This window comes from Gordonia oleivorans (assembly GCF_040044975.1).
Lineage (GTDB): Bacteria > Actinomycetota > Actinomycetes > Mycobacteriales > Mycobacteriaceae > Gordonia > Gordonia oleivorans.
Genome location: NZ_JBDZDI010000001.1, coordinates 731,877 through 758,095, shown reverse-complemented (window position 1 = coordinate 758,095; position 26,219 = coordinate 731,877). Strand labels below are relative to the sequence as shown.

Annotated in this window: 24 protein-coding genes; 11 read left to right on the top strand and 13 right to left on the bottom strand. The window is 67.1% G+C overall.

Annotation, left to right across the window (positions count from 1 at the left end; genetic code table 11):
* The first annotated feature begins 42 nt into the window (after window positions 1-42).
* Entirely contained in the window at window positions 43-1,128 is a 1,086-nt protein-coding gene (locus ABLE92_RS03385) for an isopenicillin N synthase family dioxygenase (protein ID WP_348803159.1), read from the top strand.
* A gap of 1 nt (window position 1,129) precedes the next feature.
* On the opposite strand, the gene ABLE92_RS03380 is transcribed toward ABLE92_RS03385, so the two are convergent.
* A complete protein-coding gene (locus ABLE92_RS03380) occupies window positions 1,130-2,194 on the bottom strand; it encodes an oxygenase MpaB family protein (RefSeq protein ID WP_348803158.1) in 1,065 nt (354 codons plus the stop codon).
* A 175-nt stretch (window positions 2,195-2,369) separates the two neighbouring features.
* Between ABLE92_RS03380 and ABLE92_RS03375 the strand changes: the two genes are divergently transcribed.
* Complete coding sequence (locus ABLE92_RS03375) at window positions 2,370-4,481, top strand: DUF222 domain-containing protein (RefSeq protein ID WP_348803157.1); 2,112 nt, start codon at window positions 2,370-2,372, stop codon at window positions 4,479-4,481.
* 40 nt (window positions 4,482-4,521) lie between these two features.
* Here ABLE92_RS03375 and ABLE92_RS03370 read toward each other — a convergent pair whose 3' ends face one another.
* The gene (locus ABLE92_RS03370; RefSeq protein WP_348803156.1) at window positions 4,522-5,397 is read right to left on the bottom strand and encodes a 5-oxoprolinase subunit C family protein; all 876 of its coding nucleotides are present in this window, start codon (window positions 5,395-5,397) and stop codon (window positions 4,522-4,524) included.
* Complete coding sequence (locus ABLE92_RS03365; protein WP_348803155.1) at window positions 5,394-6,056, bottom strand: 5-oxoprolinase subunit B family protein; 663 nt, start codon at window positions 6,054-6,056, stop codon at window positions 5,394-5,396. The genes ABLE92_RS03370 and ABLE92_RS03365 overlap by 4 nt, the downstream gene beginning before the upstream one ends.
* An 84-nt stretch (window positions 6,057-6,140) precedes the next feature.
* Between ABLE92_RS03365 and ABLE92_RS03360 the strand changes: the two genes are divergently transcribed.
* From ABLE92_RS03360 to ABLE92_RS03345, 4 genes are all read left to right on the top strand, one after another.
* A complete protein-coding gene (locus ABLE92_RS03360; RefSeq protein WP_348803154.1) occupies window positions 6,141-7,082 on the top strand; it encodes a carbohydrate kinase family protein in 942 nt (313 codons plus the stop codon).
* Window positions 7,083-7,151: 69 nt separating this feature from the next.
* On the top strand, window positions 7,152-8,474 hold the full coding sequence (locus tag ABLE92_RS03355; RefSeq protein WP_348803153.1) for a citrate synthase: 1,323 nt from the start codon (window positions 7,152-7,154) through the stop codon (window positions 8,472-8,474).
* Window positions 8,475-8,543: 69 nt separating this feature from the next.
* Entirely contained in the window at window positions 8,544-8,912 is a 369-nt protein-coding gene (locus ABLE92_RS03350; protein ID WP_348803151.1) for an FKBP-type peptidyl-prolyl cis-trans isomerase, read from the top strand.
* 54 nt (window positions 8,913-8,966) lie between these two features.
* Window positions 8,967-10,265, top strand: coding sequence for a cryptochrome/photolyase family protein (locus ABLE92_RS03345; RefSeq protein ID WP_348803223.1), 1,299 nt, complete (start codon window positions 8,967-8,969; stop codon window positions 10,263-10,265).
* 6 nt (window positions 10,266-10,271) lie between these two features.
* Here ABLE92_RS03345 and ABLE92_RS03340 read toward each other — a convergent pair whose 3' ends face one another.
* Window positions 10,272-11,315 carry an Lrp/AsnC family transcriptional regulator gene (locus ABLE92_RS03340; protein WP_348803150.1) on the bottom strand — a complete coding sequence of 348 codons (1,044 nt, stop codon included), beginning with the start codon at window positions 11,313-11,315 and terminating at the stop codon, window positions 10,272-10,274.
* 126 nt (window positions 11,316-11,441) lie between these two features.
* Here ABLE92_RS03340 and ABLE92_RS03335 point away from each other — a divergent pair, with 126 nt between their 5' ends.
* Window positions 11,442-12,908 carry an MFS transporter gene (locus tag ABLE92_RS03335; protein WP_348803149.1) on the top strand — a complete coding sequence of 489 codons (1,467 nt, stop codon included), beginning with the start codon at window positions 11,442-11,444 and terminating at the stop codon, window positions 12,906-12,908.
* Here ABLE92_RS03335 and ABLE92_RS03330 read toward each other — a convergent pair.
* The 5 genes from ABLE92_RS03330 to ABLE92_RS03310 form a co-directional block, all read right to left on the bottom strand.
* Window positions 12,874-14,115, bottom strand: a complete 1,242-nt coding sequence (locus tag ABLE92_RS03330; protein ID WP_348803148.1) for an ABC transporter permease — start codon at window positions 14,113-14,115, stop codon at window positions 12,874-12,876. The two genes, ABLE92_RS03335 and ABLE92_RS03330, sit on opposite strands and share 35 nt — an antisense overlap.
* Entirely contained in the window at window positions 14,112-15,008 is an 897-nt protein-coding gene (locus ABLE92_RS03325) for an ABC transporter ATP-binding protein (RefSeq protein ID WP_348803147.1), read from the bottom strand. The genes ABLE92_RS03330 and ABLE92_RS03325 overlap by 4 nt, the downstream gene beginning before the upstream one ends.
* The gene (locus ABLE92_RS03320; RefSeq protein WP_348803145.1) at window positions 15,005-15,652 is read right to left on the bottom strand and encodes a hypothetical protein; all 648 of its coding nucleotides are present in this window, start codon (window positions 15,650-15,652) and stop codon (window positions 15,005-15,007) included. Before ABLE92_RS03320 ends, ABLE92_RS03325 begins: the two co-directional genes overlap by 4 nt.
* 32 nt (window positions 15,653-15,684) lie before the next feature.
* On the bottom strand, window positions 15,685-15,966 hold the full coding sequence (locus tag ABLE92_RS03315) for a helix-turn-helix transcriptional regulator (protein ID WP_348803144.1): 282 nt from the start codon (window positions 15,964-15,966) through the stop codon (window positions 15,685-15,687).
* Between the two features lie 61 nt (window positions 15,967-16,027).
* A complete protein-coding gene (locus tag ABLE92_RS03310) occupies window positions 16,028-17,179 on the bottom strand; it encodes an NAD(P)-binding domain-containing protein (protein WP_348803143.1) in 1,152 nt (383 codons plus the stop codon).
* 83 nt (window positions 17,180-17,262) lie between these two features.
* Here ABLE92_RS03310 and ABLE92_RS03305 point away from each other — a divergent pair, with 83 nt between their 5' ends.
* The 3 genes from ABLE92_RS03305 (at window position 17,263) to ABLE92_RS03295 (ending at window position 20,607) form a co-directional block, all read left to right on the top strand.
* Window positions 17,263-17,874 (top strand): hypothetical protein, encoded by a 612-nt coding sequence (locus ABLE92_RS03305; RefSeq protein ID WP_348803142.1) that lies wholly within the window; start codon window positions 17,263-17,265, stop codon window positions 17,872-17,874.
* Window positions 17,875-17,914: 40 nt separating this feature from the next.
* Window positions 17,915-18,646 (top strand): enoyl-CoA hydratase, encoded by a 732-nt coding sequence (locus tag ABLE92_RS03300; RefSeq protein WP_348803140.1) that lies wholly within the window; start codon window positions 17,915-17,917, stop codon window positions 18,644-18,646.
* Between the two features lie 203 nt (window positions 18,647-18,849).
* The gene (locus ABLE92_RS03295) at window positions 18,850-20,607 is read left to right on the top strand and encodes a purine-cytosine permease family protein (protein ID WP_348803222.1); all 1,758 of its coding nucleotides are present in this window, start codon (window positions 18,850-18,852) and stop codon (window positions 20,605-20,607) included.
* On the opposite strand, the gene ABLE92_RS03290 is transcribed toward ABLE92_RS03295, so the two are convergent.
* Genes ABLE92_RS03290 through ABLE92_RS03275 form a run of 4 tightly spaced genes read right to left on the bottom strand, consistent with a single transcriptional unit; the run spans window position 20,560 to window position 24,882 of the window.
* Complete coding sequence (locus ABLE92_RS03290) at window positions 20,560-21,642, bottom strand: XdhC family protein (protein WP_348803139.1); 1,083 nt, start codon at window positions 21,640-21,642, stop codon at window positions 20,560-20,562. The genes ABLE92_RS03295 and ABLE92_RS03290 overlap by 48 nt on opposite strands.
* A 36-nt stretch (window positions 21,643-21,678) precedes the next feature.
* Window positions 21,679-23,019 (bottom strand): D-arabinono-1,4-lactone oxidase, encoded by a 1,341-nt coding sequence (locus ABLE92_RS03285; protein WP_348803138.1) that lies wholly within the window; start codon window positions 23,017-23,019, stop codon window positions 21,679-21,681.
* Entirely contained in the window at window positions 23,016-24,284 is a 1,269-nt protein-coding gene (locus ABLE92_RS03280) for an alanine racemase (RefSeq protein WP_348803137.1), read from the bottom strand. Before ABLE92_RS03280 ends, ABLE92_RS03285 begins: the two co-directional genes overlap by 4 nt.
* On the bottom strand, window positions 24,268-24,882 hold the full coding sequence (locus ABLE92_RS03275; protein WP_348803220.1) for a TetR/AcrR family transcriptional regulator: 615 nt from the start codon (window positions 24,880-24,882) through the stop codon (window positions 24,268-24,270). The genes ABLE92_RS03280 and ABLE92_RS03275 overlap by 17 nt, the downstream gene beginning before the upstream one ends.
* 152 nt (window positions 24,883-25,034) lie before the next feature.
* On the opposite strand from ABLE92_RS03275, the gene ABLE92_RS03270 reads away from it, so the two are divergent.
* Window positions 25,035-26,219 (top strand): MBL fold metallo-hydrolase, encoded by a 1,185-nt coding sequence (locus ABLE92_RS03270; protein WP_348803136.1) that lies wholly within the window; start codon window positions 25,035-25,037, stop codon window positions 26,217-26,219.

Here is a 26,219-nt window from a genome sequence, read left to right as displayed (position 1 = left end):
ACCGTTCACGGCGCTCAGCGAGGCCCTCGGTTCGGTGCGACCATGGGAGCCATGACTGCGACCGTCGAGTCCTCGGTGGATTCCTTCCATGTGCCCGTCATCGACATCACGGCGTACACGGCCAATGGTGATCCGGCCGATCGTGCGGTGGTGGCCGCGCAGATCGACGACGCGGCCAGTTCGGTGGGCTTCATGCAGATCGTCGGCCACCAGGTCCCGGCGGTGGTGCTCGACGAGTTCACCGCGGTGATGGACGATTTCTTCGCGCTGCCGCTCGAGGAGAAGAAGGCCTACCGGACACCGCCGGAGATCAACCGTGGCTATGCCCCGCCCAAGTCGGAGTCACTGTCGTTGAGTCTCGGAGTGGAGTCCGCGGGACGGATGAACGACTTCTTCGAGGCATTCAACGTCGGGGTGGAGGCCCGCGAGTACCCCGCCCTGGCACTGCCCGATGATCACTACGCCGACAACACCTGGCCGTCGGTCGATCATTTTCAGGCGGCGGTGTCCGCGTACTTCGCCGAGGCGCGACGGGTCGCGCGCACCCTGACGCGCATCTTCGCCGATGCCCTGGACCTGCCGCCGGAGTTCTTCGACGCCTACACCGACCACTCACTCGACGTGCTGCGGATGAACAACTACGCACTGCCACCCGGCGAGGTGGACATCGACGGAGAGCTCACCGGCATGGGGGAGCACACCGACTACGGGATCGTCACCGTGCTGTGGGCCGATCAGGTCAAGGGGCTGCAGGTCCTTGATCACCACGGAAACTGGCACGACGTGGCACCGGCCGACGGCGCGCTCCTGATCAATCTCGGCGATCTCATGGCGCGCTGGACCAACGAGCGGTGGATGTCCACGCTGCATCGGGTGAAGCCGCCGATCGTCGACGGCACCATCGAACGGCGACGGTCGGCCGCGTACTTCCACGACGGCAACATCGACGCCACCATCTCGACGCTGCCGAGTTGTGTCGGCGCCGGCAGTCGATACTCACCGATCACCGTCGGTGAGCACATCGGCGCCAAACTTGCCGGATCTCGTGCCGGACAATCCAATCCGTATGCGCAACGTGACGCCGCCCGAGTGCGACAGGCGATGGTGCGCGGCCGCGGGCAACAGTAGGTCAGTCGCCGGTGACCATACCCGGGTACGTTGCCCGACGTGCGGCGTGCACCGGGCAATAGTGAATCGGGTTGTCGCGCTCGGATTCTGAAGGAAGATTGCGCGCCGGGGTCTGCACGAGTGGTGCGTCCTTCGGGACGCGGCCGTTGACACGGTCCCACGCATCGCGTGGACGCGGGTGGCGCAGATACCGTTTCGGGGTGAGCCGGTTCATGACGAGGTTGATCGCCCTGCCCAGCAACCGGAACAGCTTCTCGTCACGTTCGGTCCACGGCAGATTCATCATCTCGCGGATCGGCTCGTCGTAGAACCCGGTGGTCAGCCAGAGGAACGCCTTCGCGTTCCGCGGCGCGATGTGCCGGTGCCAGAGCCCTTTCGGGATGAACGACAAGAACGGCGGCGGGGGCAGCGTGGAGATGTCGAGGACCGTCCGGACCGACTCGTGATCGCGAAGAACATTGCGGCACATGTGGTCCCAGTACTCGAGGAAGTCCTCGTAGGTGTCCGGTACCGGACGCATCGAGACGCCGTACTGTGCGTACCACGCCTTGGATTCCTCGAACAGTTGCCGCTTGTCATCCTCGGTCAGCCACGGCCCGAAACGTTCACACAGACGGACATTGCCGTACCAGAAGGTGGCATGCGCCCAGTAGAAGACGTCCGGGTCGAGTGCGTGGTAGCGCGACCCGTCGGGCATGGTGCCCTTGATCGTGCGGTGATAGTCGCGGACCTCGTGGCCGGTCTCCGCGACGCCGTCGGTGGCGACGGGATCGAAGATGACACCGCTGATCGGATACAACGAGCGCATCAGACGTTCCCAGCGTTCACCGAAGAAATCCGAGTGATCCCAGACGGCCTGGCCGAGTTTCGGATGCATGTTCTGCATCGATCCCGCCCACAGCCCCTGGAACATGCCGGTCCAGGTTCCCCAGGTCTCCCACGTCTTGGATCCCGGTCCCAGCGGGGCGTACTCGTCGCGCGCGGCGTCGGAGGCGGTGGCGTCGGCGACCTCCGAGGCGGTGGTGTCACTCGCGTCGGTGGCGGGGGCGGGCGAAACCTGAGTCATGAGACGAAAGTTTAGAAGCGTCTCATTGGGGTGTCAATGTGGGCGCGCACCGCCCACGGGTGTCCACAGATTCCGGGGTGGGCGTCCTCGTCAGAAGTTTTTGTCGGTGGCCGTCTCTACAATGATGGTCAGATCGAAGAGAGCTTCGACGGTCATCTTGTTCGAGGGGGCGAGGGTGAGCACCATTCCGTGGAGCGCGCGGATTCGTGGGGATGTGCGCGACGCGTTGCTGAAGCAGGGGCCGTCGCCGTGGCCGGGGTTGCCGCCGGAGTTTCTGTTCGGGGTGGATCCGGATCGGCTGGATCAGCATTCGATCAACGAGGTACTGGTCGCGATGACCGAACTGGACCGGTGCCGCTCCTATATGGCGTGGCTGGACTCGTACTTCACCGCCTATGTGGTGAGGTGTCTGACCGACCGGCCGTTGGATGAGTCGGCGGAGTACGCGCAGATCGCGGCCGAACACATGTCCCGGACTCGGAATCTCGCGATGGTGACCACCCGGCGGATGCTGGATGAGGCGATCGTGATGGCCACCCGCCTGCCGAAGACCGGGCGGGCATTACGTGAGGGGCGGATCAGTCACAGTCAGTTCCGCACCTTGATCGACCGCACCAACCTGCTCGATCCGGGACCGGCCTTGCATCCGAACACCGCCCTGGTGGATGTGGCGATCGCGGAGCGGTTGTTCAGCAGGCAGGGGCAGTGGCCGGCGACGAGTTTGCGGGACATGGTCGACAAGATCGTCTTCCAGCACGCACCGGACGCGGTGCGGGAACCGCGGAAGCGGAACCTGGACAAGCGGGGTGTGTTCACTCATTTCGAGGGGGATGGGACCGGGGAGATCACCGGCACCATGTCCGCGGAGAACATCACGATCGCGGAGAAGACGATCGCGGCCCTGGCCGACTGCGCCTGCCGGAAGGATCCGCGGACGCGGCGGCAACGTCAGGCCGATGCCATGTACTCGTTGTTGTCGGGGACGCAGTTCGCGTGTGAGTGCGGGCGTGAGGACTGTCCGTCGGTGATCCCGGAGCCGGGGTGTATTCCGGATGTGCAGATCGTGTTGCACGTCATTGCCGATGAGACCACCGCCGCGGCGATCGAGGAACGCCAACGACAACAAGAACAGCAGGAACAGGAGCAGCGGGAGCAGCAGGCGCAGGAACAGCGGAGTTCTGCCGCCGACCGCGAATCCGGAGGTGGTGCAGCCGAATCGGTGGTGCAGGTCCGGCGGCCGGAACCGAAGCCAGAACCGGCTCTTGAGCCCGAGTCGACTGCGGATGCCGCCACCGATGCGGGTGTGGCGCAGATGTCCTTGCTCGAGGAGAGCGGCTCTGACGCGGAGAATGGAACTGCCGAAACGGAACTCGCACGCGGACCCGACACTGAGCGGGAGCCGCCCGCGGATACCCGCGCGGGTGTGGCGCGGATGTCGATGCCCAAGGAGAGCGCTGCTGCCGATGACCGGTGTCCTGATGCGGCGACCGACACCGACCAATCCGACACCGCGCCAACCGGCAGCGAATCATCCTCTACGGAAACGGTTTCGGCCGCCGAGCCCCCGCTCGACGGCAACCTCGGCTACTTGATCGGGCAGGGAGCGCTCATCCCCGAGCAGATCCTCGATCTGATCACCCGATACCCGACCACGATCCGACGCCTGGTGCCCAAAGGTGTCGATCCCGAAGACGTCGAACTCGCGTCGGCGTTGCCGTCGGATCCGTATCGGTTGTCGACGGCGTTGGATGAGTTCATCCGGATGCGTCACGGTGAGTGCGTGATCCCAGCGTGCCGAGGTAGTGCGTTCGACGGGGATTGCGATCACGTGCACGAGTACGACCACGAGCATCCCGACCTCGGTGGGCAGACCACTCCCGACGGGCTGAACGCGAAGTGCCGTGGACATCACCTGCAGAAAACGCACTCTCGCTGGCTCGATGATCAGTACCGGGATGAGAACGGCCGACTGGTCACGATTTTCACCACCCCGGAAGGGCTGAACATTCCGGGACCGGCGGAAACCCTCGAAGATTTCTTCGGCGGGCTACGGCGCTACCGGTTCGCCGACCCACCCGCCGCACCACCGACACCACGGGAACCGGGCGTCATCTCGACCAGTAAGCGGGATCGGCTCGCCGCCAAATATGAACGGCGACGCCGCGAACGGGAACGCAACCGCGCCCGCATCGCCGACGGCGTCGACCCGTTGAACCCGCCACGCCCACGACGACGCAAGAAGCGATACCCCGTCGTGCCCGATGACGGCGCGCCACCACCCTTCTGAGGTGTCGGCGTTGACGGTGTCAGCGTTGACGCCCGCGGTATCAGCGCGCCCGGAAACGAAGGAGGTCTCCGGCCACAAGCTGGGCTGCCTGCGACAGCGCCGCCGCCGTCAGCACGGCGACGACCGGATAGCCGCCGGTGACGGGATGGTCGGCGAGAAAGATCACCGGCCGCCCTCCGGGCGGGATCTGGATCGAGCCGTGCGCAACGCCTTCCGACAGCAGTTCCGGCAGTTCGGTTCGATGCTCCAGAAGTGGTGCGGCACTGGACTCCGGCCGAACCAATCGCACCCCGACGCGGTCGGCCTCGGCGCTCGCCTCCCACACCCCGGTGAAGAGGATCTCGTGGCTCACCACATGCGCATGCCGTGGCCCGGTGACCGCATCGAGTTCCACCACCTGGTGATGATGGTCGGTGCGGACCGGCGCGAAGGTGGCCGCCGGCCACGCCGACGCGGCGTTCCCGACGGGCAGGGTGTCACCGGCGGCGATGGCGGGTGGGCCCAGTCCGGACAACGTGTCGGTCGACCGGGACCCGAGGACCGCCGGTACATCGATTCCGCCCCGCACCGCGAGATAGTTCCGGCATCCCCAGGTCGGTGCAGAAATACTCAGTATCGCACCGGGTTTCACGGTGGCCATCACGCCGAGGCCGATGGGAGCATCATCGATCATGACCCGTGTGGCGGCGCCGGTGACCGCGATGATCGTCTCCCGGTCGGCCCGAATCCGCAACCCGCCCAGCGTTGTCTCGATGACCGCGGCCGACTCATGGTTTCCCACAAGGCGATTGGACAGACGTAGTGACACCAGGTCGGCGGCGCCGGACACGGGGACCCCGAGATGGGCGTACCCCGAGCGCCCGAGATCCTGGATCGTGGCCAGCGGACCGGGGGTGATGACCTCGAGTGTGCTCATCGCCGGATCTCGTCCGCCTCGAACCGGACCAGCGTGCCCGGCGCGAGGAGCGACGGTGGTGTCGCGCTCTCGTCCCACACGGTGATACCGGTGTGCCCCAGCAGGTTCCAGCCGCCCGGACTCGACCGCGGATACACCGCGCTGTAACCGGCCGCGATGGCGACGGCCCCGGAGGGGACCCGGGTGCGTGGCTCGCTGCGGCGGCGCACCCGGGTGAGGGGATTGTCGGCATCGTCGTCGGGAACCAGATAGGCGAAACCCGGGGCGAATCCCATGAACTGCACCCGCCAACGGGTGCGCGTGTGCAATGCGATCACCCCGGCAACCGTCGTGCCCACCTGTTGCGCCACGTCGTCGAGGTCGGCGCCGTCATAGCGGACCACGATCCGTACCTCGTCGACCGGATCGCCGGAGCCCACCTCATCGCGGCCCGCGCCCCGTAGTACGCGGGCGATGCCCAGCGAATCCGCGCCGGAACCCCCCTCGAACTGCACCAGGACGGTCGTCGCACTGGGCACGATCTCGGTGAGGGTCGACAGGGCTCCGGCCGAATGTGCTTGCCGGAGAACGCTCTCGGCGTGCCGTACCGCGAGGGTGGGGTCATCGTCGGCGGAGAAGTCGAGCAGCACCGCATCGGGACCCGCGGGCAACTCGTTCATGTCAGCCGAATCTAGCACCCCGGGATGGCACACTGGGTCTGCAGTGAACGGGATGGCGGGCGAGGTGAACGCGGGAGTGGCTGGATGAGAGAGATCGTCGTCTGCGGCGAGGCGCTCGTCGATGTGGTCGCCACCGGCGCCCCGGCACCGAGTGGTAGGCTGCCCGCGCTGCAACCCGCGCTCGGCGGCGGCCCGTTCAACGTCGCCGTCACGCTCGGCCGCCTCGGGAGCGCGGTGTCGTTCTGCTCGGCGGTGTCCACCGACGACTACGGCGAGGCGATCGTCTCGGCGTTGGGACGCAGCGGTGTCGGCACCACCCTCGTGCAGCGTCGCGCCGAGCCGACGTCGCTCGCGCTGGCGACGATCGGCACCGACGGGGCGGCGCACTACTCCTTCTACGTCGACGGCACCGCCGACCGCCTCGTCGCCGACCCCGGCCCGTTCGCGCCGACGGTGTCGGCGGTCTGCTTCGGCACCCTCTCGCTGGTCCTCGAGCCCGGTGCGTCCGTCTACGAGCAGGTGATGCGACGCAGCCGCGGCGAGGGTCGTCTCGTCGTGCTCGATCCGAACATCCGTGCCGCGGTCATCGACGATCCGGACGCCTATCGGCGTCGGTTCGCGTCGTGGGTGGAGGCCGTCGACATCCTCAAACTCTCCGACGAGGATGCGCGGTGGCTGGCGCAGGGTCCGCACGGCACCGGTCCGCAGGATTGGTTTCGCGCGGGGGTGAGCGTGGTCTTCGTGACGGCGGGTTCGGCGGGCATCGACGTCGTCACCGCCGCCGGGCAGTCGCGCGTCCCGGCCCGGGCGGTGACCGTCGTCGACACCATCGGTGCAGGTGACAGCATCATGGGTGCGGTATTGCATCAACTCGACCGGTGGGGTGCGTTGGCGCCGACGGCGGTCGCCGAACTCTCGCCGCAGCAGTGGGAGGACGTCGCGCGGTTCGCCGTGGAGGTGGCGGGAATCACGGTGTCGAGGCCGGGGGCAGACCCTCCGTGGGCGAGCGAGCTGCGAAGCGACTAGGTTAGGTTACCGAGAGTCCTGAAATGGACGAGTTCTAGAGATCTCGCATCTGAGCGAAGGGGTCCACGAGTGTCCGCTGAAACAGTCCCGGCCGATAAGCAAAGCGAATCGGACTCGGCAACATTCACCTATCCCGGTGGGCAACTTGAGCTCCCGATCCTGAAAGCCACCGAGGGCAGTGACTCGGTGGCATTGGGCAAGTTCCTCTCCGAGACCGGTCTGACCACCTTCGACGGTGGTTTCGTCAACACCGCGTCGACGAAGTCGGCCATCACCTACATCGACGGCGATGCGGGCATCCTGCGCTACCGCGGCATCCCGATCGATCAGCTGGCCGAGAAGTCCACCTTCATCGAGGTGAGCTACCTGCTCATCTACGGTGAGCTGCCGACCCCGTCGCAGCTCGAGGAGTTCACCACCAAGATCCAGCGGCACACCCTGCTGCACGAGGATCTCAAGCGGTTCTTCGACGGCTTCCCGCGGAACGCACACCCGATGCCGGTGCTCTCCAGCGCCGTCAACGCATTGAGCGCCTACTACCAGGATTCGCTGGATCCGAAGGACCCCGAGCAGGTCGAACTGTCGACGATCCGCCTGCTGGCCAAGCTGCCGACGATCGCGGCCTACGCCTACAAGAAGTCGGCCGGTCAGCCGTTCCTGTACCCGGACAACTCGCTGAGTCTCGTCGAGAACTTCCTCCGGATGACCTTCGGCTTCCCGGCCGAGCCCTACGAGGTCAATCCCGAGGTCACCAAGGCCCTCGACATGCTGTTCATCCTGCATGCCGATCACGAGCAGAACTGCTCCACCTCGACGGTGCGTCTCGTCGGATCGTCGCAGGCCAACCTGTTCACCTCGATCTCCGGTGGCATCAACGCGCTGTGGGGTCCGCTGCACGGTGGCGCCAACCAGGCGGTGCTCGAGATGCTCGAGGACATCAAGAACTCCGGCGGCGACACCAAGGAGTTCATGACCAAGGTCAAGAACAAGGAAGCCGGCGTGAAGCTGATGGGCTTCGGACACCGCGTCTACAAGAACTACGATCCGCGCGCGGCGATCGTGAAGAAGACCGCCGACCAGATCCTCACCGATCTCGGTGTGCACGACGATCTGCTCGACATCGCCAAGGGCCTCGAAGAGGTGGCGCTGTCCGACGACTACTTCATCGAGCGCAAGCTGTACCCGAACGTCGACTTCTACACCGGCGTCATCTACCGGGCGATGGGCTTCCCGACGCGCATGTTCACCGTGCTGTTCGCGCTCGGCCGTCTGCCGGGCTGGATCGCGCACTGGCGTGAGATGAACTCCGACCCGAGCGGCAAGATCGGCCGTCCGCGTCAGCTCTACACCGGCTACACCGAACGCGATTACGTCGGCCTCTCCGATCGCTGAACGATCTCCGATCGCGTAACGATCTCTCTGACCGACACCCACCAGACCGACGACTCAAAGGAGAGTCCCGTGACCAGTGCCGAGAAGCCCGAAGTCGAATTCCCCGAGGGTGAGGCCCCGGCCGAACTCGAGGTCGTCGATCTGATCGTCGGAGACGGTGCGCAGGCGGGGCGCGGCGACGTCGTCGACGTGCACTACGTGGGTGTCGATTTCGAGTCCGGTGAGGAGTTCGACTCGTCGTGGGATCGTGGGCAGTCGGCGCGATTCCCGCTCGAACGGCTCATTCCGGGCTGGCAGGAAGGGATTCCGGGGATGGCGGTCGGCGGTCGTCGTCGCCTGACGGTGCCCCCGAACCTCGCCTACGGACCGGCCGGGGCGGGCCACCGGTTGTCGGGGCGCACCCTGGTGTTCGTCATCGACCTGCTGGGCGTGGGATAGATCGCGACGCACACGCGGAATCGCGGCGGGTCGGAGACGGCCACGTCGGCGATTCTGTGGCTTCGACGAGATCTCCGTCTGAACGACCTTCCCCCGCTCGGCGCCGCCTTCGACGGTGCCGAGCGGGTTCTCGTCTGTTTCGTCCTCGATCCGCGGCTGGAAAGCTCGTCCGGGCAACGGCGATTGGCGTTCCTCTACGACTCGCTCCGCGAGATCGATGACAAACTCGACGGCCGGCTGTTGGTGGTGCGTGGACGGTCCGACGAGCAGATCCCCCGGCTGGCCGACGCGATCGGTGCCTCGTCTGTACATGTGAGCGAGGACTTTTCGCCGTTCGGGCGGCGCCGCGACCGCTCCGTCGAGACGGCCCTCGGTGGCATCGGCGACGGCGTCTCGTTCGAACCCCTCGGCTCCCCGTACCTGGTGTCACCGGGCCGGGTCACCAAGTCCGACGGGTCTGCCTACAAGGTCTTCACCCCGTTCTTCAAGCAGTGGCGCGATCACGGGTGGCGCAAGCCCGCCGCCACGTCGGTGCAGCACTCCCGGCTCATCGATCCCGCCGACATCACCAAGTCCGGACGAATCCGAATCCCCAAGCCGCCCACCGAGATCGATCTCCCCGCCGGAGAGGATGCGGCGCGAGAACGGTGGCAGGACTTCGTCGACGACGACCTGGCGGGTTACGACTCCGACCGCGACCGACCCGACCTCGACGTGACGAGCCGGATGTCGGCCTACCTCAAGTTCGGCAACATCCATCCCCGGACCCTGGCGGCCGACCTGGACGGCCGCAGTACCGGCGCCCGGGCGTACCTGCGCGAGTTGGCTTTTCGTGACTTCTACGCCGATGTGCTGTTCGGATGGCCGGATTCGGCGTGGCACAACTGGAATCGGCAGTTCGACGACATCGACCTGGACACCGACGCGGATGCGGAGCGTCGATTCGAGGCGTGGACGAAGGGCGAGACCGGCTTCCCGATCGTCGACGCGGGGATGCGTCAGCTGGCGCAGACCGGCTTCATGCACAACCGGGTCCGGATGGTCACCGCGTCGTTTCTGGTGAAAGACCTGCACCTGCCGTGGTGGTGGGGCGCGCGATGGTTCCTCGATCAGCTCCTCGACGGTGACATGGCGTCGAATCAGCATGGCTGGCAGTGGGCCGCGGGCACGGGAACCGATGCGGCCCCGTACTTCCGGGTGTTCAACCCGGAGGCGCAGGCCAAGAAGTTCGATCCCGACGGCCGCTACGTCGCGGCCTGGGTGCCCGAGTTCGGCACCGACGACTACCCCGACCCGATCGTCGACCACAAGGCCGAACGCGAGGAGGCGCTGCGCCGATACGGCGAGATCTGAGCGCTGTCAACGGTGACGTTTCACCGATGCCGCCGGCGGCGCGAGGCGGTCTCCGCTGACCAGCGCCCCGGCGTGCTTCACCCTGCGCAGCAGCGGTACCAGTTCATATCCGGTGATGCCGTCGATGTCCGAAAGTGTCTCGGTGACAAAGGAATAGAGATCGTCGGCATCCGATCCGATGATGTTGGCGGTCAGGTTGGCGCGTCCGGTGACCGCCGCCGCGAAGGGGATGCGGGGATCGTTGCCCAGGGCCTTGCCGACGGCGGCCAGATCGCGGGGCGCCACGGTCAGCCACAGCGCGGTACTGCGTAGCCCGATGGCCGCCGTCGCCAGATCCACGTGGAAGTAGGCGACGCCCGTCGCGATGAGGTGCTCGACGCGGCGGGTCACCTTTCCGTGGGTGCTGCCGATCGTCCGGGCCAACGAGGAATACGGCGTCCGGCCGTCGCGGCTGAGTTCGTCGATCAGGACGCGATCGGTGCGATCCGGTATCCGCGGTGACGCGGCCGAACCATCGGATCGGATCGACGTCGTCAGCAAGGCCTCGCTCTGCTCCGCGGTGAGGACGTCGCTCCACGTGTCCTGATGCTCACCCGCGCCACCGATGAAGGTGTGCAGGATCTCCGCCGACATCACGTCGAGCACCGGCGCGGTCTTGGGCAGTGTCCGGGTCAGCAGTTCGTGGGCGTGCGCGTCGGGGTCGGTCCGCAGGTTGAACGCGACCTCCCAGCCGGCGCCGTAGATCGATACCCAGGACACGTCGTCCCGTTCGGCGACGGCGTGCGCGATGGTGTCGGCACCCTCGGGGCGGCATCGCACGCGGACCAGCCACATCGGACCGGCATGTCCGCCCAGTGAGGCATTCAGTGTGACGCGCAGCAACCCGTCGCGGCGCATCCGCCGATATCGTCGCGCCACCGTCTGCTCGGCCACCCCGAGGATCTCCCCGAGTTCGCGGAACGAGACACGCGGAGAGATCTGCAGCGAACGAGCGATCTTCGCGTCGAGGTCGTCCAGGGTGGAGGAATTCAGCGCCACGCGAGAGCTCATGATCAACAATCTACATCGCGAACCTCTCGCCGTGACCGCGGGCGAACTCCTGCAGGACACTGAATCCAGCAGGCCCGCATGGCTTTTGACGTCAGGAACGGGCAATCGACGCGAAAGGTGCATTTCATGCAGAGAAAATGGTGGACGCTGGTCGTCGTCTGCGCCGCGACATTCATGTTGCTGCTCGACGTGACCATCGTCGTCGTCGCGCTTCCCGACATCCAACGCGCCCTCGGTGCGAGCTTCAGTCAATTGCAGTGGGTCACCGACGCCTATGCGCTGGCCCTCGCATCGCTGCTGCTCACGTCCGGGTCGATCTCCGACAAGTTCGGCCGACGCCGGATCTTCTCGATCGGGCTGGTGATCTTCACGATGGGTTCGCTGCTGTGCGGCGTGGCGCAGGACCCGACGATGCTGATCGTCTCCCGGGCCCTGCAGGGGATCGGCGGTGCGATGCTGTTCTCCACCTCGCTCGCCCTGCTCGCGGCGACCTTCCACGGTCGGGAGCGCGGCGTCGCGTTCGGCGCGTGGGGGGCGGTCACCGGGGTGTCGACCGCGCTCGGTCCGATCCTCGGCGGTGTCCTCACCACCGGACTCACCTGGCGGGCCATCTTTCTGGTGAACCTGCCGATCGGGATCATCGCGCTGCTGATCACCCTGCGCATGGTCGACGAGTCACGTTCGCCGCATGCGCGTCGCATCGACCGGGCGGGCGTGCTCACCTTCACCGCCGGGCTCGTCGCCCTGATCTACGGCCTCACCGAGGCCGGGCAGCGGTCGTGGACCGATGGCCTCGTCGTCGGCTGCTTCATCGTGGCCGCGCTCCTGCTGGTGGCGTTCGTCGTCGTCGAGATGCGGGTGGCCCAACCTATGTTCGATCTCTCGCTGGTGCGGACCCCCACCTTCACCGGGGGACTCATCGCGGCCTTCACGATGAACGGGTCGCTGTTCGCGATGCTGCTCTACATCGTGCTGTATCTGCAGAATTCGTTGGGCTACTCCGCTTTCCAGACCGGCCTCCGTCTGCTGGTGATGTCGGGGTGCACGATGGTCGTGGCCACCATCGCCGGTCGTGCCTCCGACGCCGTGCCGGTGCGCTGGCTGATCGGTCCGGGATTGCTGATCGTCGGGGTGGGACTGTTCGTGATGGCCGGCCTCGACGCCGACTCCTCGTGGACGCATCTGATCCCCGGCTTGATCGTCGCCGGCATCGGCAGCGGTCTGGTGAATCCGCCGCTGGCCGCGACGGCGGTCGGCGTGGTGGGAGTGCACCAGTCCGGCATGGCCTCCGGTATCAACACGACCTTCCGGCAGATCGGGATCGCCGTCGGTATCGCGGTCTACGGATCGATCTTCAGTACCCGGATCGCCTCGTCCCTGCACGACAACCCCGCGGGCGGTGTTCACGCCGCATATGCCAGTGGCCTCGACCTGCTGTTCCTCGTCAGCGGGGCCGTCGCCGTCGTCGGTGGGGTGTGTGCGCTCATCCTGATCCGGGGCAGGGATTTCGTTCCCCACGGGCCGTCGGCACCCGCCGCCGCGGGTGCCGACGCGGCCGTCACCGGGTCATCGACAGCATCTCCGACCACGTGACCCGGCTGCCGGTGCGCAGGATGGATCGTTGATAGATGCGCGCCGCACCCCAGGTGGCGATCGCGCACGCGGCCACCATCAGCAGCAACGACACGATGATCTGGACGGTGTCGGTGTCGCCGGTGGCGATCCGGATCGGGATCAGCACCGCGGAGAAGGGCGGAATCCAGGTGAGCACACTGATGAAGGTGGAGTCGAGCGCCTGGATGCCGAAGATCCCCGCGTACATCACCGCCAGCGACAGCACCGTGAGCGGCATGATGGTGGAGCCGAGTTCCTCCTGCCGCGACACCAGCGCACCGGCCGCGGCGTACAGCGTGGCGAAGAACATGAATCCGAGGACGAACCAGATCAGTGTCGCCGCGAACATCCCGATCGCGGTTCCGGCGATGGTCAGCATGCCGGTGGCGATCCCGGCGATGAGCGCGGTGGCCCCGAGGATGACCACCTGACCGAGTGCGACGATCCCGATGCCCAGGATCTTGCCCCACATGAGGTGCAGCGGTTTGACGGTCGCGAGCAGCAACTCGACGATGCGGGAGGTCTTCTCCTCGACGACGCCGACCGCGATCATGTTGCCGCCCAACATGATCGCCATGATGAGCAGCATCGAACCGACCAGTGCCACGACGATGCGTTGCGCGGTGTCGGGTGTCTGGGGTTCGGTGTCGACGGTCTGGATCACCGCGCGTGGCAGATCCGCGGCGTCGACGCCGCGCTGCGCCAGCCCGTCGGCGAGGGTGGCCTGCTCGATCGAGGACCGGAGCACGCTCGAGAGGTCTTCGGACAGACCGGTTTTGCTGATCAGCGTGTAGGAGTTGTACGGGCCGACGACGACGGCGGCGTCGACGTCCCCGGCCGCCACCTGATCACGGGCCTGCGCATCGGAATCGAGTGTCACCACCGACATCGGGGTGCCGACGGCCTCGCCGATCTCGGTGACGGTCACCGACAGTGAGCGATCCGCGCCCACCATGCCGATGCGTTCGCTGTCCTCGCCGCCGCCGCTGAACGCCTTCCAGACGATCAGCCCGACGACGATCACGAGCATCAGGGCCACCGTGCTCAGCACGAAGGACTTCGTGCGGGCGCGGGTGGAGATCTCGCGCTGGGCGATCAGCCAGACCGACGTCATGGCGCCGGCACCGGCACCGGCGCCGGCGTCTGCGGACGTGGGCGTGGGACGCGTGGGTGTGGGGGTGTTCATGCCGATACCACCTCTCGGAACATGTCGGTCAATGATGGTGTGGACGTGGCGAATCGGTGCACCGGTCCGGTGCGCAACGCGGCGGCCAGGACGGCCTGGTCGTCGATCGTCGCGGGATCGACGCGCAGCAGCGTGGTCTGTCCGTAGGCCGCCTCGAGCACCCCCGGAATCCCGTCCGCCCAGGGCGTGTCGATACCGGGTCCGGCGACCTCGAGGGTCATCCCGCCCCGTGCGCGCAGATCGTCGACGGTGCCCAGGGCACGCATCTCGCCGCTCGCCACGATGCCGACCCGATCACACAGGCGTTGCACCAGGTCGAGCTGATGGGAGGAGAAGATCACCGGGATGCCCTCGGCTGCTTTCTCTTTCAGGACGTCACTCATCACGTCGACGGCCACCGGGTCGAGACCGGAGAACGGTTCGTCGAGAACCAGGACCGCCGGATCGGCGATGAGCGCGGCGGCGAGCTGTACGCGCTGCTGATTGCCGAGCGACAGGTCGGACACGTTGTCGTCGAATCGTGCGGCCACACCGAGACGTTCGGTCCAACGTCGGGCCGAGTCCGCGGCGTCGGCCGCGGTCAATCCGTGCAGCCGGGCGAGGAATCGGAGCTGCTCGCCGACCTTCATCTTCGGGTACAGGCCGCGTTCCTCGGGCATGTAGCCGATGCGGCGCCGGGTCGCCAGGTCGATCGGACGATCACCGAGTGTGACGGTTCCGGAATCGGCGGCGAGCACACCGAGGATGATGCGCATCGTGGTGGATTTTCCCGCACCGTTGCTGCCGACGAATCCGAAGATCTCGCCGGGCCGGACGGTGAAGGTCATGTCGCGCAACGCGATCACGTCGCCGTAGCGTTTGTGTAGGCCATCGATGATCAATGAGTCGGTCATCGCAGCCCTCCCTCCTGGTTGATGGTGGACGAACCGTGCGTGGACGAATTCGGTGTGGGTGGTTCGGCGGTGGGTGGTTCGGCGTAGTCCTCGGGATCGGGGTCGGCCATCCACCAGGCGGTCAGCATCGACGGCAGGACCGCGGCGGCCAGCATCAGCGAGATCAGCAGTATCGCAACGCCATAGATCGCCTGCGGGTCGACGTTGTCGAGATTGGACAGGCCGATGAGGACGAAGTAGGGGATGAACATCAGGCTGAACAGGACGATGAAGGCGATCGAGCGGGCCGAATTGCGTTGGGCCAGCTGGATCTCGTCGAGTGCGGTGATCGGGGCGTCGCCGATCGACCCGGTGATGATGCGCAGGATGCGCTGACATGCCAGGGTCGTCGCCGCGCCGATGAAGAACGGGATGAGGAACCAGTCCGAGCTGAAGAACGCGATGACGGATCCGACGATCATCACGACCACCGCCGCCGCCTGGGCCGCGACGACCCGGCGATAGCTCTTCCGGTTACGCCAGCGGGGCAGTTGGTGGGCGGTGCGGGCGGCGAAGCGACGGTGCCGCCGGCCGCGCCACGCGTCGTAGCGCCGCCACACCGCGGGTTTCGCCGTTTCGGGAATCGCCGAATTCGGGTCGTACATCGTGCACCTCCGGGGTCGGTGGTAGCTCGTGTTCAGCGGATCGGGTCGGTCGACCGCCGTGCGTAGAGTTCGGCCGACATCGCGCCGAACTCGGTGCGGCTGAACACGGCCTCGACCGGGAGATCGAAGACGTCGCAGATGCGAAACGCCAGGTCGAGGCTGGGGTAGTGGTCGCCGCGTTCGAGTGCGCCGACCGTCTGGACGTTGATGTCGACCAGTTCGGCCAGCTGAGCCCGCGACATCCGCCGCTCGGCGCGGAGCACGCCGATGCGGTTGAAGATCGGGAGCTTGTCACCCCGTCGAACCGGACTCATAGAACCAAGTGTTGGGAAAACCCAACAGAATGTCAACCCTGTATTCCGGATCGTTGCCGAGTCAGCCGCGTCCGAGAATCTCGACGACGTTGCGCGCGGCCTCGCGGCCGGCCCGATTGGCGCCGATCGTCGACGCCGACGGTCCGTATCCGAGCAACTGGATACGAGGATCGGCGGCCACCGTGGTGGCCAGCCGTCCGGTCATGGTGATGCCGCCACCGGGCGCACGCAGATGCAGGGGTGCGAGGTGGTCCAGGGCGCTGCGGAATCCGGTGTTCCAGAAGATGACGTCGACGTCGAGATGCTCACCGGCCGGCTTGGTGGGTGAGGCAGTGGTGGCCGAGCCGCAGTCCCAGCACACCCCCGTCTCGGTGATCCGGGTGAACATCGGACGCCACGCCAGGATGCCGTCGGCTCGGGCCGCCTCAATCGCCGGGGTCGACGACAACCCGGTCACCGACACCACCGAGGTGGGTGGCAGCCCGGCGCGCACCCGGCGTTCGACGCGGGCGACGGCCTCCCGTCCCTCGTCGGCGGTGAACGGTCCCGGACGAAACCGTGGTTCGGTGCGCGAACACCAGAAGGTCTGTGCGCCAGGGGCATTGCGGGCGATCTCGATGAGTAGCTGGATGGCGGAGATCCCGGCGCCGACGACGAGTACGCGTTTCCCGGCGAACTCGTCCGGTCCGGTGTAGTCGTGGGTGTGCAGTTGCCGCCCCGCGAAGTCGGCGATCCCCGGGATGAACGGGATGAACGGCCGATCCCAGGTGCCGGTGGCATTGATCAGCGTCCGCGAATGAACCGCGCGCCCGTCGCCCAGCGTGGACACGAAGCCATCGTCGTCGCGCCCGACGCTTTGGACGTGGACGGGACGCCGAACCCGAAGGTCAAACTTCTCCTCGTAGCGGCCGAAGTACTCCGGTACCGCAGTCGCCGCCGGGTACTCGTCGCAGTCGACGCCGAGCGCCTCGGTCAGACCGTATCCGGGCAGGTCGTGGACGTGATTGGCGCCGGCCAGGGTCAACGTCGGCCACCGGAACTGCCACGCTCCGCCGGGGCCGGGTGCGTGGTCGAGGACCACATATCGCCCCGACAGACCGAAGCGTTCCAGGAAGTACGCGGCGGACAACCCGGCCTGGCCGCCACCGATGATGACAACGTCGACGTCCAGGCTGTTACGGCCGGTATCCGGGGCCAGGTCTGTCACAGGCACGACGTCATTCTGCGCCTGTCGGCATTGTTAGGATGCGGGGCGTGCTGAGAACGCATTCCCGCTGGTACGCGACAGCTGTGATCATGGCAGTTCTCGCCGTCGCCGGATGCGGGCTCTTCGATGATGGCATCGAAGATGTCTCTGATGTGTCGTTGCCGCGGCCACCCGCGGGTTTTGCGCTCACGCCACCGGGAGCAACGCTCACGTTGGGCGAGACGGCTCACGTCGCCACAAAGCAGGTCGCATCAGAACTGTTCAACAAGACCGGACCCACCACGTACTGGGCAATCGTCACGCGCCGTCCGAAGGTGGTGGACCCGTCCTTGGTGAGCTCCGGTGACGATGTCGCCCGCCAGGCCACCAAGATTGTCTGTTTCGTCTACGACGTGACTTTCTTGGGGTCCGGTGACGACGGGCCCGGCGACGGGGTCGTCATTGTTCCGCATCTGTACCCGGTAGGTGACGACGGCGGTCTCGCCAATTCGGCGGTGGTGTCGAACAATGTGTGCGATGTCGCGATCGACGATGAGGCGTCCTCGGATCTCGGCCGGCTCGAGGTCGGGAAAACCTATCCGGATGCGTGCATCGGTTTCATCGGCAAGCCGGGCCACGAGGGCGTCGAACCGACGGGGGTCGCGTTCCGCTACGGCGGCTTTGCCGGTCTCTCGAACAAGCCGGTGTGGTGGCAGTCGTAGCAGGCGGCTGTCGGGTCTCGGTTGGGTAGGCTCTGGGGTCATGATTGCAACCAGTGCAGACGGTGCGGTGACCACCATCGAGCTCGATCGGCCCGACAAGCGCAACGCGCTCAACGACGACCTTCTCGATGCGCTCGCCTCGGCGTTCGAGGCGGCGGTGGACTCCGGAGCCCGCGCCATCGTGCTCACCGGTCGTGGCAGTGTGTTCTCCGCCGGCGCGGACCTCTCGGGCCCGGTCTACGATCCGGGCTTCCTCGATCATCTGGTGGCCACCCTGCAGAAGATCGAATCGACGCCGGTGCCGGTCATCGCCGCGGTCAACGGGCCCGCCCTCGGCGGGGGGCTGCAGCTGGCGATGGCCGCCGACCTTCGGGTGATGGCGCCGGACGCCATCGCCGGGATCCCGGCGGCGAAAATCGGTGTGGCGGTGGACGAGTGGACCATCCGTCGACTGGTGTCGCTGGTCGGTGCCGGGCAGGCGGGCGGGATGCTGATCGGCTGCGATCCGCTCTCAGCCGACCGCGCCCACGCCCTCGGATTCGCCAACCGCATCGGTGATCTCACCGACGCGCAGCACTGGGCGGCGATGATCGCCGAACTCGCGCCACTGACGCTGCAGCACTACAAGCTCGTGCTCAACGGCGACGGTGCGCGTGCGGCCGCACCCGCCGAACGCCACGAGGCGATGCTACGGGCCTGGAACAGTGCCGACATGGCCGAGGGGCGCGCGGCCCGATCCGAGAAGCGCAAGCCGATCTTCACCGGAAAGTAATTCGGACACAGAGGTATTCGGGTTTCCCCACGACCGGGCGCGTGTAACGTGACCGATACCTGAGTGATCGCTGGGAGAAACACGGCCACCCTACGTTGGCGGAATCCATGTCCGATTGGGAGTCCGTCCACCAAGGAGTCAGTGTGTCCCCAGAACCCCACCATCACCACGGCGTCGAGGAGTTCACCGCCGAGATCGGTGAGATCGAGAATGCCGAGCACGGCATCATCGCCACCGGTGCCGCCGCCGCGGCCGCTCGCGAGTCCCTCGAGGACTACACGCTGCGTTTCGCGCCCCGCAGCTACCGCAAGTGGGGTCCGGGCGTGGTCGCGATCTCCGCACTCGGCGGCATCGCCTACCTCGCCGACTTCGCCATCGGCGCCAACATCGGTATCGCCAACGGCACCGGAAATGCGTTGTGGGGCATCCTGTTCTTCGCCGTGGTGATCGTGCTCACCGGCTATCCGCTGGCCTACTACGCCGCGCGCTACAACATCGATCTCGACCTGATCACGCGCGGCAGCGGCTTCGGCTACTACGGTTCGGTCCTGACCAACGTGATCTTCGCGTCGTTCACGTTCATCTTCTTCGCGCTCGAGGGTTCGATCATGGCCCAGGGCCTCAAGCTCGGCCTGCACATCCCGTTGTGGCTGGGCTATCTCGCCTCCTCGGTGCTGATCATCCCGCTGGTCATCTACGGCATGAACACCCTGGCCAAGCTGCAGGTGTGGACCACCCCACTGTGGCTGATCATGATGGTCGCGCCGTTCCTGTACCTGGTGATCAGCCACCCCGAGGCCATCGGGCAGTTCCTGGCCTTCAGCGGTGGTACCGATGCGAACAATCAAGCCGGACACGGTGTCTCGTTCGCCGGCACCATGCTGGCCGCCGGTGTGTGTCTGTCGCTGATCGCGCAGATCGCCGAGCAGATCGACTACCTGCGATTCATGCCGCCGAAGACCCCGGAGAACAAGCGCAAGTGGTGGACCGCGGTGCTGACCGCCGGCCCGGGTTGGGTGTTCTTCGGTGCCATCAAGCAGGTCGTGGGTCTGTTCCTGGCCGTCTACATCATCATGCATTTCGCCGAGCAGGCCGGCGTCGCCAACGAGCCGGTGCATCAGTTCCTGGCGATCTACGACGACTTCATGCCCTACTGGCTGGCACTGACCCTGGCCGTCATCCTGGTGGTCATCAGTCAGGTCAAGATCAACGTGACCAACGCCTACTCCGGCTCGCTGGCCTGGACCAACAGCTTCACCCGTGTCACCAAGACCTACCCGGGCCGCCTGGTCTTCCTGATCTTCAACGTCGCCATCGCGATCGTGCTGATGGAGGCCGACATGTTCAGCTTCCTCAACGAGCTGCTGAACTTCTACGCCAACTGCGGTATCGCCTGGATCGTGGCCGTCGCCTCCGACATCGCCATCAACAAGTACCTGCTGAAGATCTCGCCGAAGGAGCCGGAGTTCCGCCGCGGCATGCTCTACAACATCAACCCGGTCGGTTTCGTGTCGGTCATCGTGGCGGCCGGAGCGTCGATCCTGGTGTACTTCCACGCCTTCGGTGACAGCATCCAGCCGTACTCACCGCTGGTCGCGTTGATCCTCGCGCTGGTGCTCCCGCCGATCCTGGCGGTGGCCACCAAGGGCAAGTACTACCTGCGCCGCACCGACGACGGCATCGACATCCCGATGTATGACGAGCACGGCAACCCGACCGACGAGCGACTCCTGTGCTGCGTCACCGGAATCGAATTCGAGCGTCCCGACATGATCGCATCCGCGGTTCCGGGGCCGAACGGGGAGAAGCAGTACATCTCCTCGCTGGCACTGTCGTGCGACAAGAGCGGCAAACACGTTCTGCCGGCCCAGGATTCGTCGACGATGACCTCCGACATCCCCGTCGACACCGATTCATCGTCGGTGGATGGGTCCACGACGGCGGACAAGAGCGACGCCTGAGGCGTCATGCCGTGCGGCGATGAGTTGCGCGGCGATCGAGACGGCGACCTCGGTGGGCGTGTGCCCGCCGAGGTCGAGTCCGAGTGGGGACCGTAAGCGTCCCAACTGTTCTGCCGTCACACCCGCCTGCCGCAGGCGGGTGGTGCGGTCGGCGACGGTGCGGCGGGAGCCGAGCGCACCGACGAACCCGATGGTCGAACCCAGCGCCACGCGCAGCGTGGGAACGTCGAACTTCGCCTCGTGGGTCATCACGCACACGACGGTGCTCTCATCGACGCCGCCGTCGGCGATCTGAGCCGACAGATACCGGTCCGGCCACTCGATCACCACCTCGTGGGCCGCGGGAAACCGTGCGGCGGTGGCGAAGACGGCGCGCGCGTCGACGACCGTCACGCGGTAGCCGAGATCGGCACCCAACGCACTGAGTGCACGGACGAAATCGTTGGCGCCCACCAGGATCAGCCGCGCCGGCGGAGCGAAGGTCTGCACGAAGGTGCGTGGCCGGGAACCGGCCTGGCCCGGGTCATCGCAGTCGTCGACGCCGATGATGCCGCTGCGCCCGGTGGCCAACAGGTCGTCGACGTCGCGATCCAGGCGCAGCCATGGGCCCTGTCCCGGGCGAGACGCCAGATGCCAACGGGGCGTGGCGGTCAGGGTGGTGGCCCAGGCCAGTGGGGTCCCGGCGTCGGCGGCGGCACGGATCCGGCGCAGGTCGTCGAGGCGATCACCATCGAGTCGTTCGATGAACACCTCGACCTCACCACCGCAGGTCAGGCCGACGGCGATGCCGTCGGGGTCGGCGTATCCGAATCGTTCGACGACCGCACATCCGGTGCTCAGCACGTCCGCCGCCGATTCGATGACCGCGGATTCCACACACCCTCCCGACAGCGATCCGATGACCTCGCCCTCGGCGGTGACGACCATGGCCGTGCCGGCCAGGCGGGGCGCCGAACCGGTGGTCGCCACCACCCGTGCCAGCGCGACCGGCGAGTGCTCGAGGCGCTCGATCAACGGGGTCAGGACATCACGCATCCCCCCAGTGTGGGCGCCTCCGGTGGGACCCGCCAGTCAGCCGCCCAGAACCCGCTCGAGATACGGATTGGCGAACACCCGATGCGGATCGAATCGCTCTCGCACAGCGATGAATTCATCGAATCGCGGATACACCGACCGCAGGTACTCCGCGTCGCGGATATGCATCTTGCCCCAGTGCGGTCGGCCGCCGTGGGCGACCATGATGGCCTCGACGTCGGCGAAGTACGCCGCGGAGTCGGCGGCGTCGTCGCCGTGATAGCGGTGCACCGCGATGTAGCCGCTCGCCCGACCCGACGCCGTGGACAGCATCAGGTCATCGGCGGCGGCCGCGCGCACCTCGATGGGGAAGCTGACCCGATATCCGGTGCGCTCGATCATCGTCCGCACCTCCCGCAGCGCTTCCGGGACCGCCTCGAGAGGCAGGGCGTACTCCATCTCGCGGAACCGGACGGTGCGTGAGGAGATGAACACCTTGTCGCTCCGGTCGGTGAAGGTGCGCGCCGACAGCACCCGACCGGACACCTGGCTCAGGGTCGGTACCACCGCGGGCACCCGCGCACCCATCGCGCACATCACCCGAAATGCCCCATTGGACAACAGTTCGTCGTCGATGTACCGGCGCACCGACCCGGCGCCGGATCGTTCGACCCGACCGTCGAGTCGGGTGTTGCTCTTGGCCAGCGTGCAGCGGGTGTGCGGAAACCAGTAGAACTCGTGATGATCCTGGGAGGCGACGCGATCGAGGAAACCGTCGATCGCGTCGTCGACATCGAGGGGATATTCCTGCGCGCGGATGGAGAAGGCGGGGACGCACTGCAGGGTGAGTTCGACGACGATGCCCAGCGCGCCCAGGCCGAGGGCGACGGCGCCCAGATCGGGATCGCCGGCATCGACCGTGATCACCTCACCGGTTCCGGAAACCAGTGTGGCGGAGGTGATCTGAGTGCTGATGCCGCCGAAGCGGCCGCCCGTTCCGTGGGTACCGGTGGAGGTCGCCCCGGATATGGTCTGGCGGTCCACGTCGCCGAGGTTGGTCATCGCCAGTCCGCGATCGGCGAGGAGCCCGTGGAGCTCGTGCAGATGTGTTCCGGCCCGCAGGGTCACCCGGCGGGTCTCGGCGTCGACGGCGACGAGCCCACGCATCCCCGACATGTCCAGCTGCATCCCGGGGGCGAGCGCCACCGGCGAGAAACTGTGCCCGGCGCCAACGGCTTTCACCGTCGAACCCTCATCGGCGGCGCGGGCGACGAGGGCGGCGACCTCCTCGACGCCGGTCGGTCGCTGCACCGACGACGGCACGCACTCCACGGTGCCGCCCCCGTTGCGCCAGGTGGCGGGAGCGTGTGCAGACCCGCGCGTATCCGACCTCGTCACAGAAAACACTTCCCTTCTCCGCGGTAGGTGGGGACCACGGCGTCGACGGTGGCGGTGCCCGATGCGTCTCGGGTGATCATCGCGACGCGGGCCGATCGTTCGCAGATCTCGCCGGACTTGGTGTGCCGGAACCAGACCCGATCACCGATGGTCAGCGCCGAGGTGCCTGGCCCGTGCAGCGGGGTCTGCACCTCGCCGGCCGCCTCGGTGCCCACGTACTCCAGCCCGGGGGGCCACACCGGCCGGGGCAGACGATCCGGACCGGGCGGGCCCGACGCGATCCAGCCACCCCCGGCGCACGTCACGAAGCCCGGGGCGGGGACCCGCACGACGTCGAGGCCGAAGGTCATCGCCGGCGCCGGATGAAAATGCCGGTAGGTGTCGAACAGATGCCCGCCGAACACCCCACTGCCGGCGGCGATGTCGGTGATCGACTGATCGCGTGCGGTGGCCTCCAACGATCCGGTGCCGCCGGCATTGATGATCGCCAGGTCGGCGACGTCGCGCAGCGCGGCGACGACCCGGCCACGGCGACGCCGGATCTCGGCCATCGACGCCCGCTGCATCGCCTGGACGATCCGATTGGTGAGGGGTTTGCCGTCGACCGCATTGCCGACACCGGCGACCTGCGCCTCGTACGACATCACCCCGACCAGATCGAAGCCGGGCCGCTCGGCGATGTGACGGCCGAGGGCCAGTGCCTCGTCGAGGTCGTGAACAGGGGAGCGGCGCACCCCGATGTGGATGCGCCGGCCCAGCCGCAGCGAGGCGTCGAGGTCGACGGCCACCCGCACCGACGGCCGGGTGCCGGGTGCGGCGACGGCGTCGATCGCGTCGAGGTGTGACACCGAGTCGACCAGGACGGTGACCCGGGTGGTGGCGACGTCATCGGCGAGAAACTCCGCGAGGGCTCCGCGGCGCAGCGTCGGATATCCCATCAGGACGTCATCGATTCCGGATTCGGTTGCCAGCCACCGTGCTTCGTCGATGTCGTAGGCGAGGACGCCGGCGAATCCGGGGCGACCGACGATGTCGGCGATGACCGACCGGACCCGCAGCGACTTGCTCGCCAACCGGATCGGGACGCCACCGGCGCGGCGCAGCAGATCGGCCACATTGTGTTCGAGGGCCGCGACGTCGACCGCGATCACCGGGCTGTCGAGGCCGGCGGCGTCGACGGCGTCGGAGAAACCCTCCCAGTAGGCGGCCGGATCACGCCGCCACAACCCGGGCCGCTCCGGACCCATCTCAGTCGGCGACGGCATAGGCCATGGTCTGTCGCACCAGGTAGTCCATCAGGGTGCCGACGACGGCGTCGTCGGCCGTGCTCAGGTAGATCAGGGTGATCGAGATGAGCGACCCGACCATCACCGGCGCGATCTCACTGGTGGGATGGGACCAGCGGATGCCCGCCTGCCGCGCGGAATGGGCGAGGCCCTCGGCGGCGACCGCGTACAGGGTCTCGTACATCCGTTTGCCGTCGCGTTGCAGTTCGGGGTGGTTGTGGGCGTAGATCCCCAGCGAGATCGTCGCCTGCAGGCGTCCCGGGTCGGCCTTGAGCATCGAGTAGAACGCGTCGAGTTGGGTGCGCATGGTGGTTTCCATCAACGCGAGCGTCGACCCGCTGCCGACGTCACCGGTGGCCTGGATGATCCGCAACATCTGGCCGATGTCGGTGGGGACGGCGGTCTCCATCACCGCGCACAGCAGCGCGGTGCGCGACTCGAAGGCGTAGTGGAAACTCGCCAACGGCATGTCGGCGTGGGCGCAGATCCGGCGGGTCGTCGCACCCTCGACGCCGTGGTCGGCGATCACCCGATAGGCGGCCTCGACGAGCGCTGCGCGGCGCTCGGTCACCGACATCCGTGCCAACGTGGTGTTCGCTTCCTTGCTCGCATGCGCACCGGCGGGATCGTCGGTGAGTGCAGGCGAGAATATTAGCAAGCGGAAGCCTGGGGCGCGTCGGTGTGTCGTCATGAGGGGACGACGCGAGGAGATGTCCTACGCTGGTTCTCGTGACGACGCCCATCGAATGGACTCCGGCGGACGCGCTCGGACGAGCGATGAGTTCCGCGGGTGCCCTCGGTGTCCGCGCGGTCGGTGCCGCCGTCGGCGGGCTCGCGTCGGCCGGGCTCGCCTCGGCCCGCGCCATCGGCGCCGATCCCGACAGCATCCGGCCCCTCGTGGTCGCCTCACCCAACTTCAACGGGGTCGCCTTCACCAACCTCGAGCCGCCTACCGCGGGCGTGGCCCCGGACTGGAAGACGATGGTCGACATGGCCCGCCGCCCGGGTCGCCCCGGAGCCGGGATCCGGGTCGAGCGACCGGTGTTCGCCGACGACCCGCGGGCGTTGGCCGCCACCTGGCTCGGACACGCCTCGGTCCTCGTCGAGGTCGACGGCATGCGCGTCCTCACCGACCCGGTGTTCTCCAAGCGGTGCTCGCCGAGTCAGACGGTCGGTCCGGCCCGCATGCATCCGTCCCCGGTCACCGTGGCGGATCTGCCCGCGCTCGACGTCGTCCTGATCAGTCACGACCACTACGACCATCTCGACATGGCCACCGTCGTCGGGATCGCCGCCGCGCAGCCCGACGCGGTGTTCGTCGCGCCGCTCGGGGTGGCAGCGCACCTGCACGCCTGGGGCATCTCCCACGGCCGCATCCGGCAGGCCGATCTGTGGGGCGCCGTCACGCTGACCGGCCGCACCGGAACCACCGTGCGTTTCGTCTGCGGACCGGCCCGGCATTTCTCCGGACGCATGTTCACCCGCGACCTCACCCAATGGGCGAGTTGGGCGATCGTCGGACCCACCCACCGCGTCTTCTTCTCCGGCGACACCGGCTACACCGAGCGGTTCGCCGACCTCGGGGACCGGCTCGGTCCCTTCGATCTCACCCTGATCGCCGTCGGCGCCTACGATCCGCTGTGGCCGGACGTGCACGTCGACCCCGAGGAGGCCGTCGCCATCCACCGGATGGTGTCCGGGTCCGCCGGCACCGACGCGGTGATGTTGCCGATCCACTGGGGAACCTTCTCGCTGGCCCGGCATGCGTGGGCCGACCCGATCGTGCGGCTGCTGCCCGCCGCCGGCCGCAACGCGACGACGGTGATGGTGCCGCAGCCGGGTGGCTCGATCGATCTGACCCACCGCCAGGGCACCGGGCTCACCGACCCGCAGTGGTGGGAGCGCTCCGCGTGA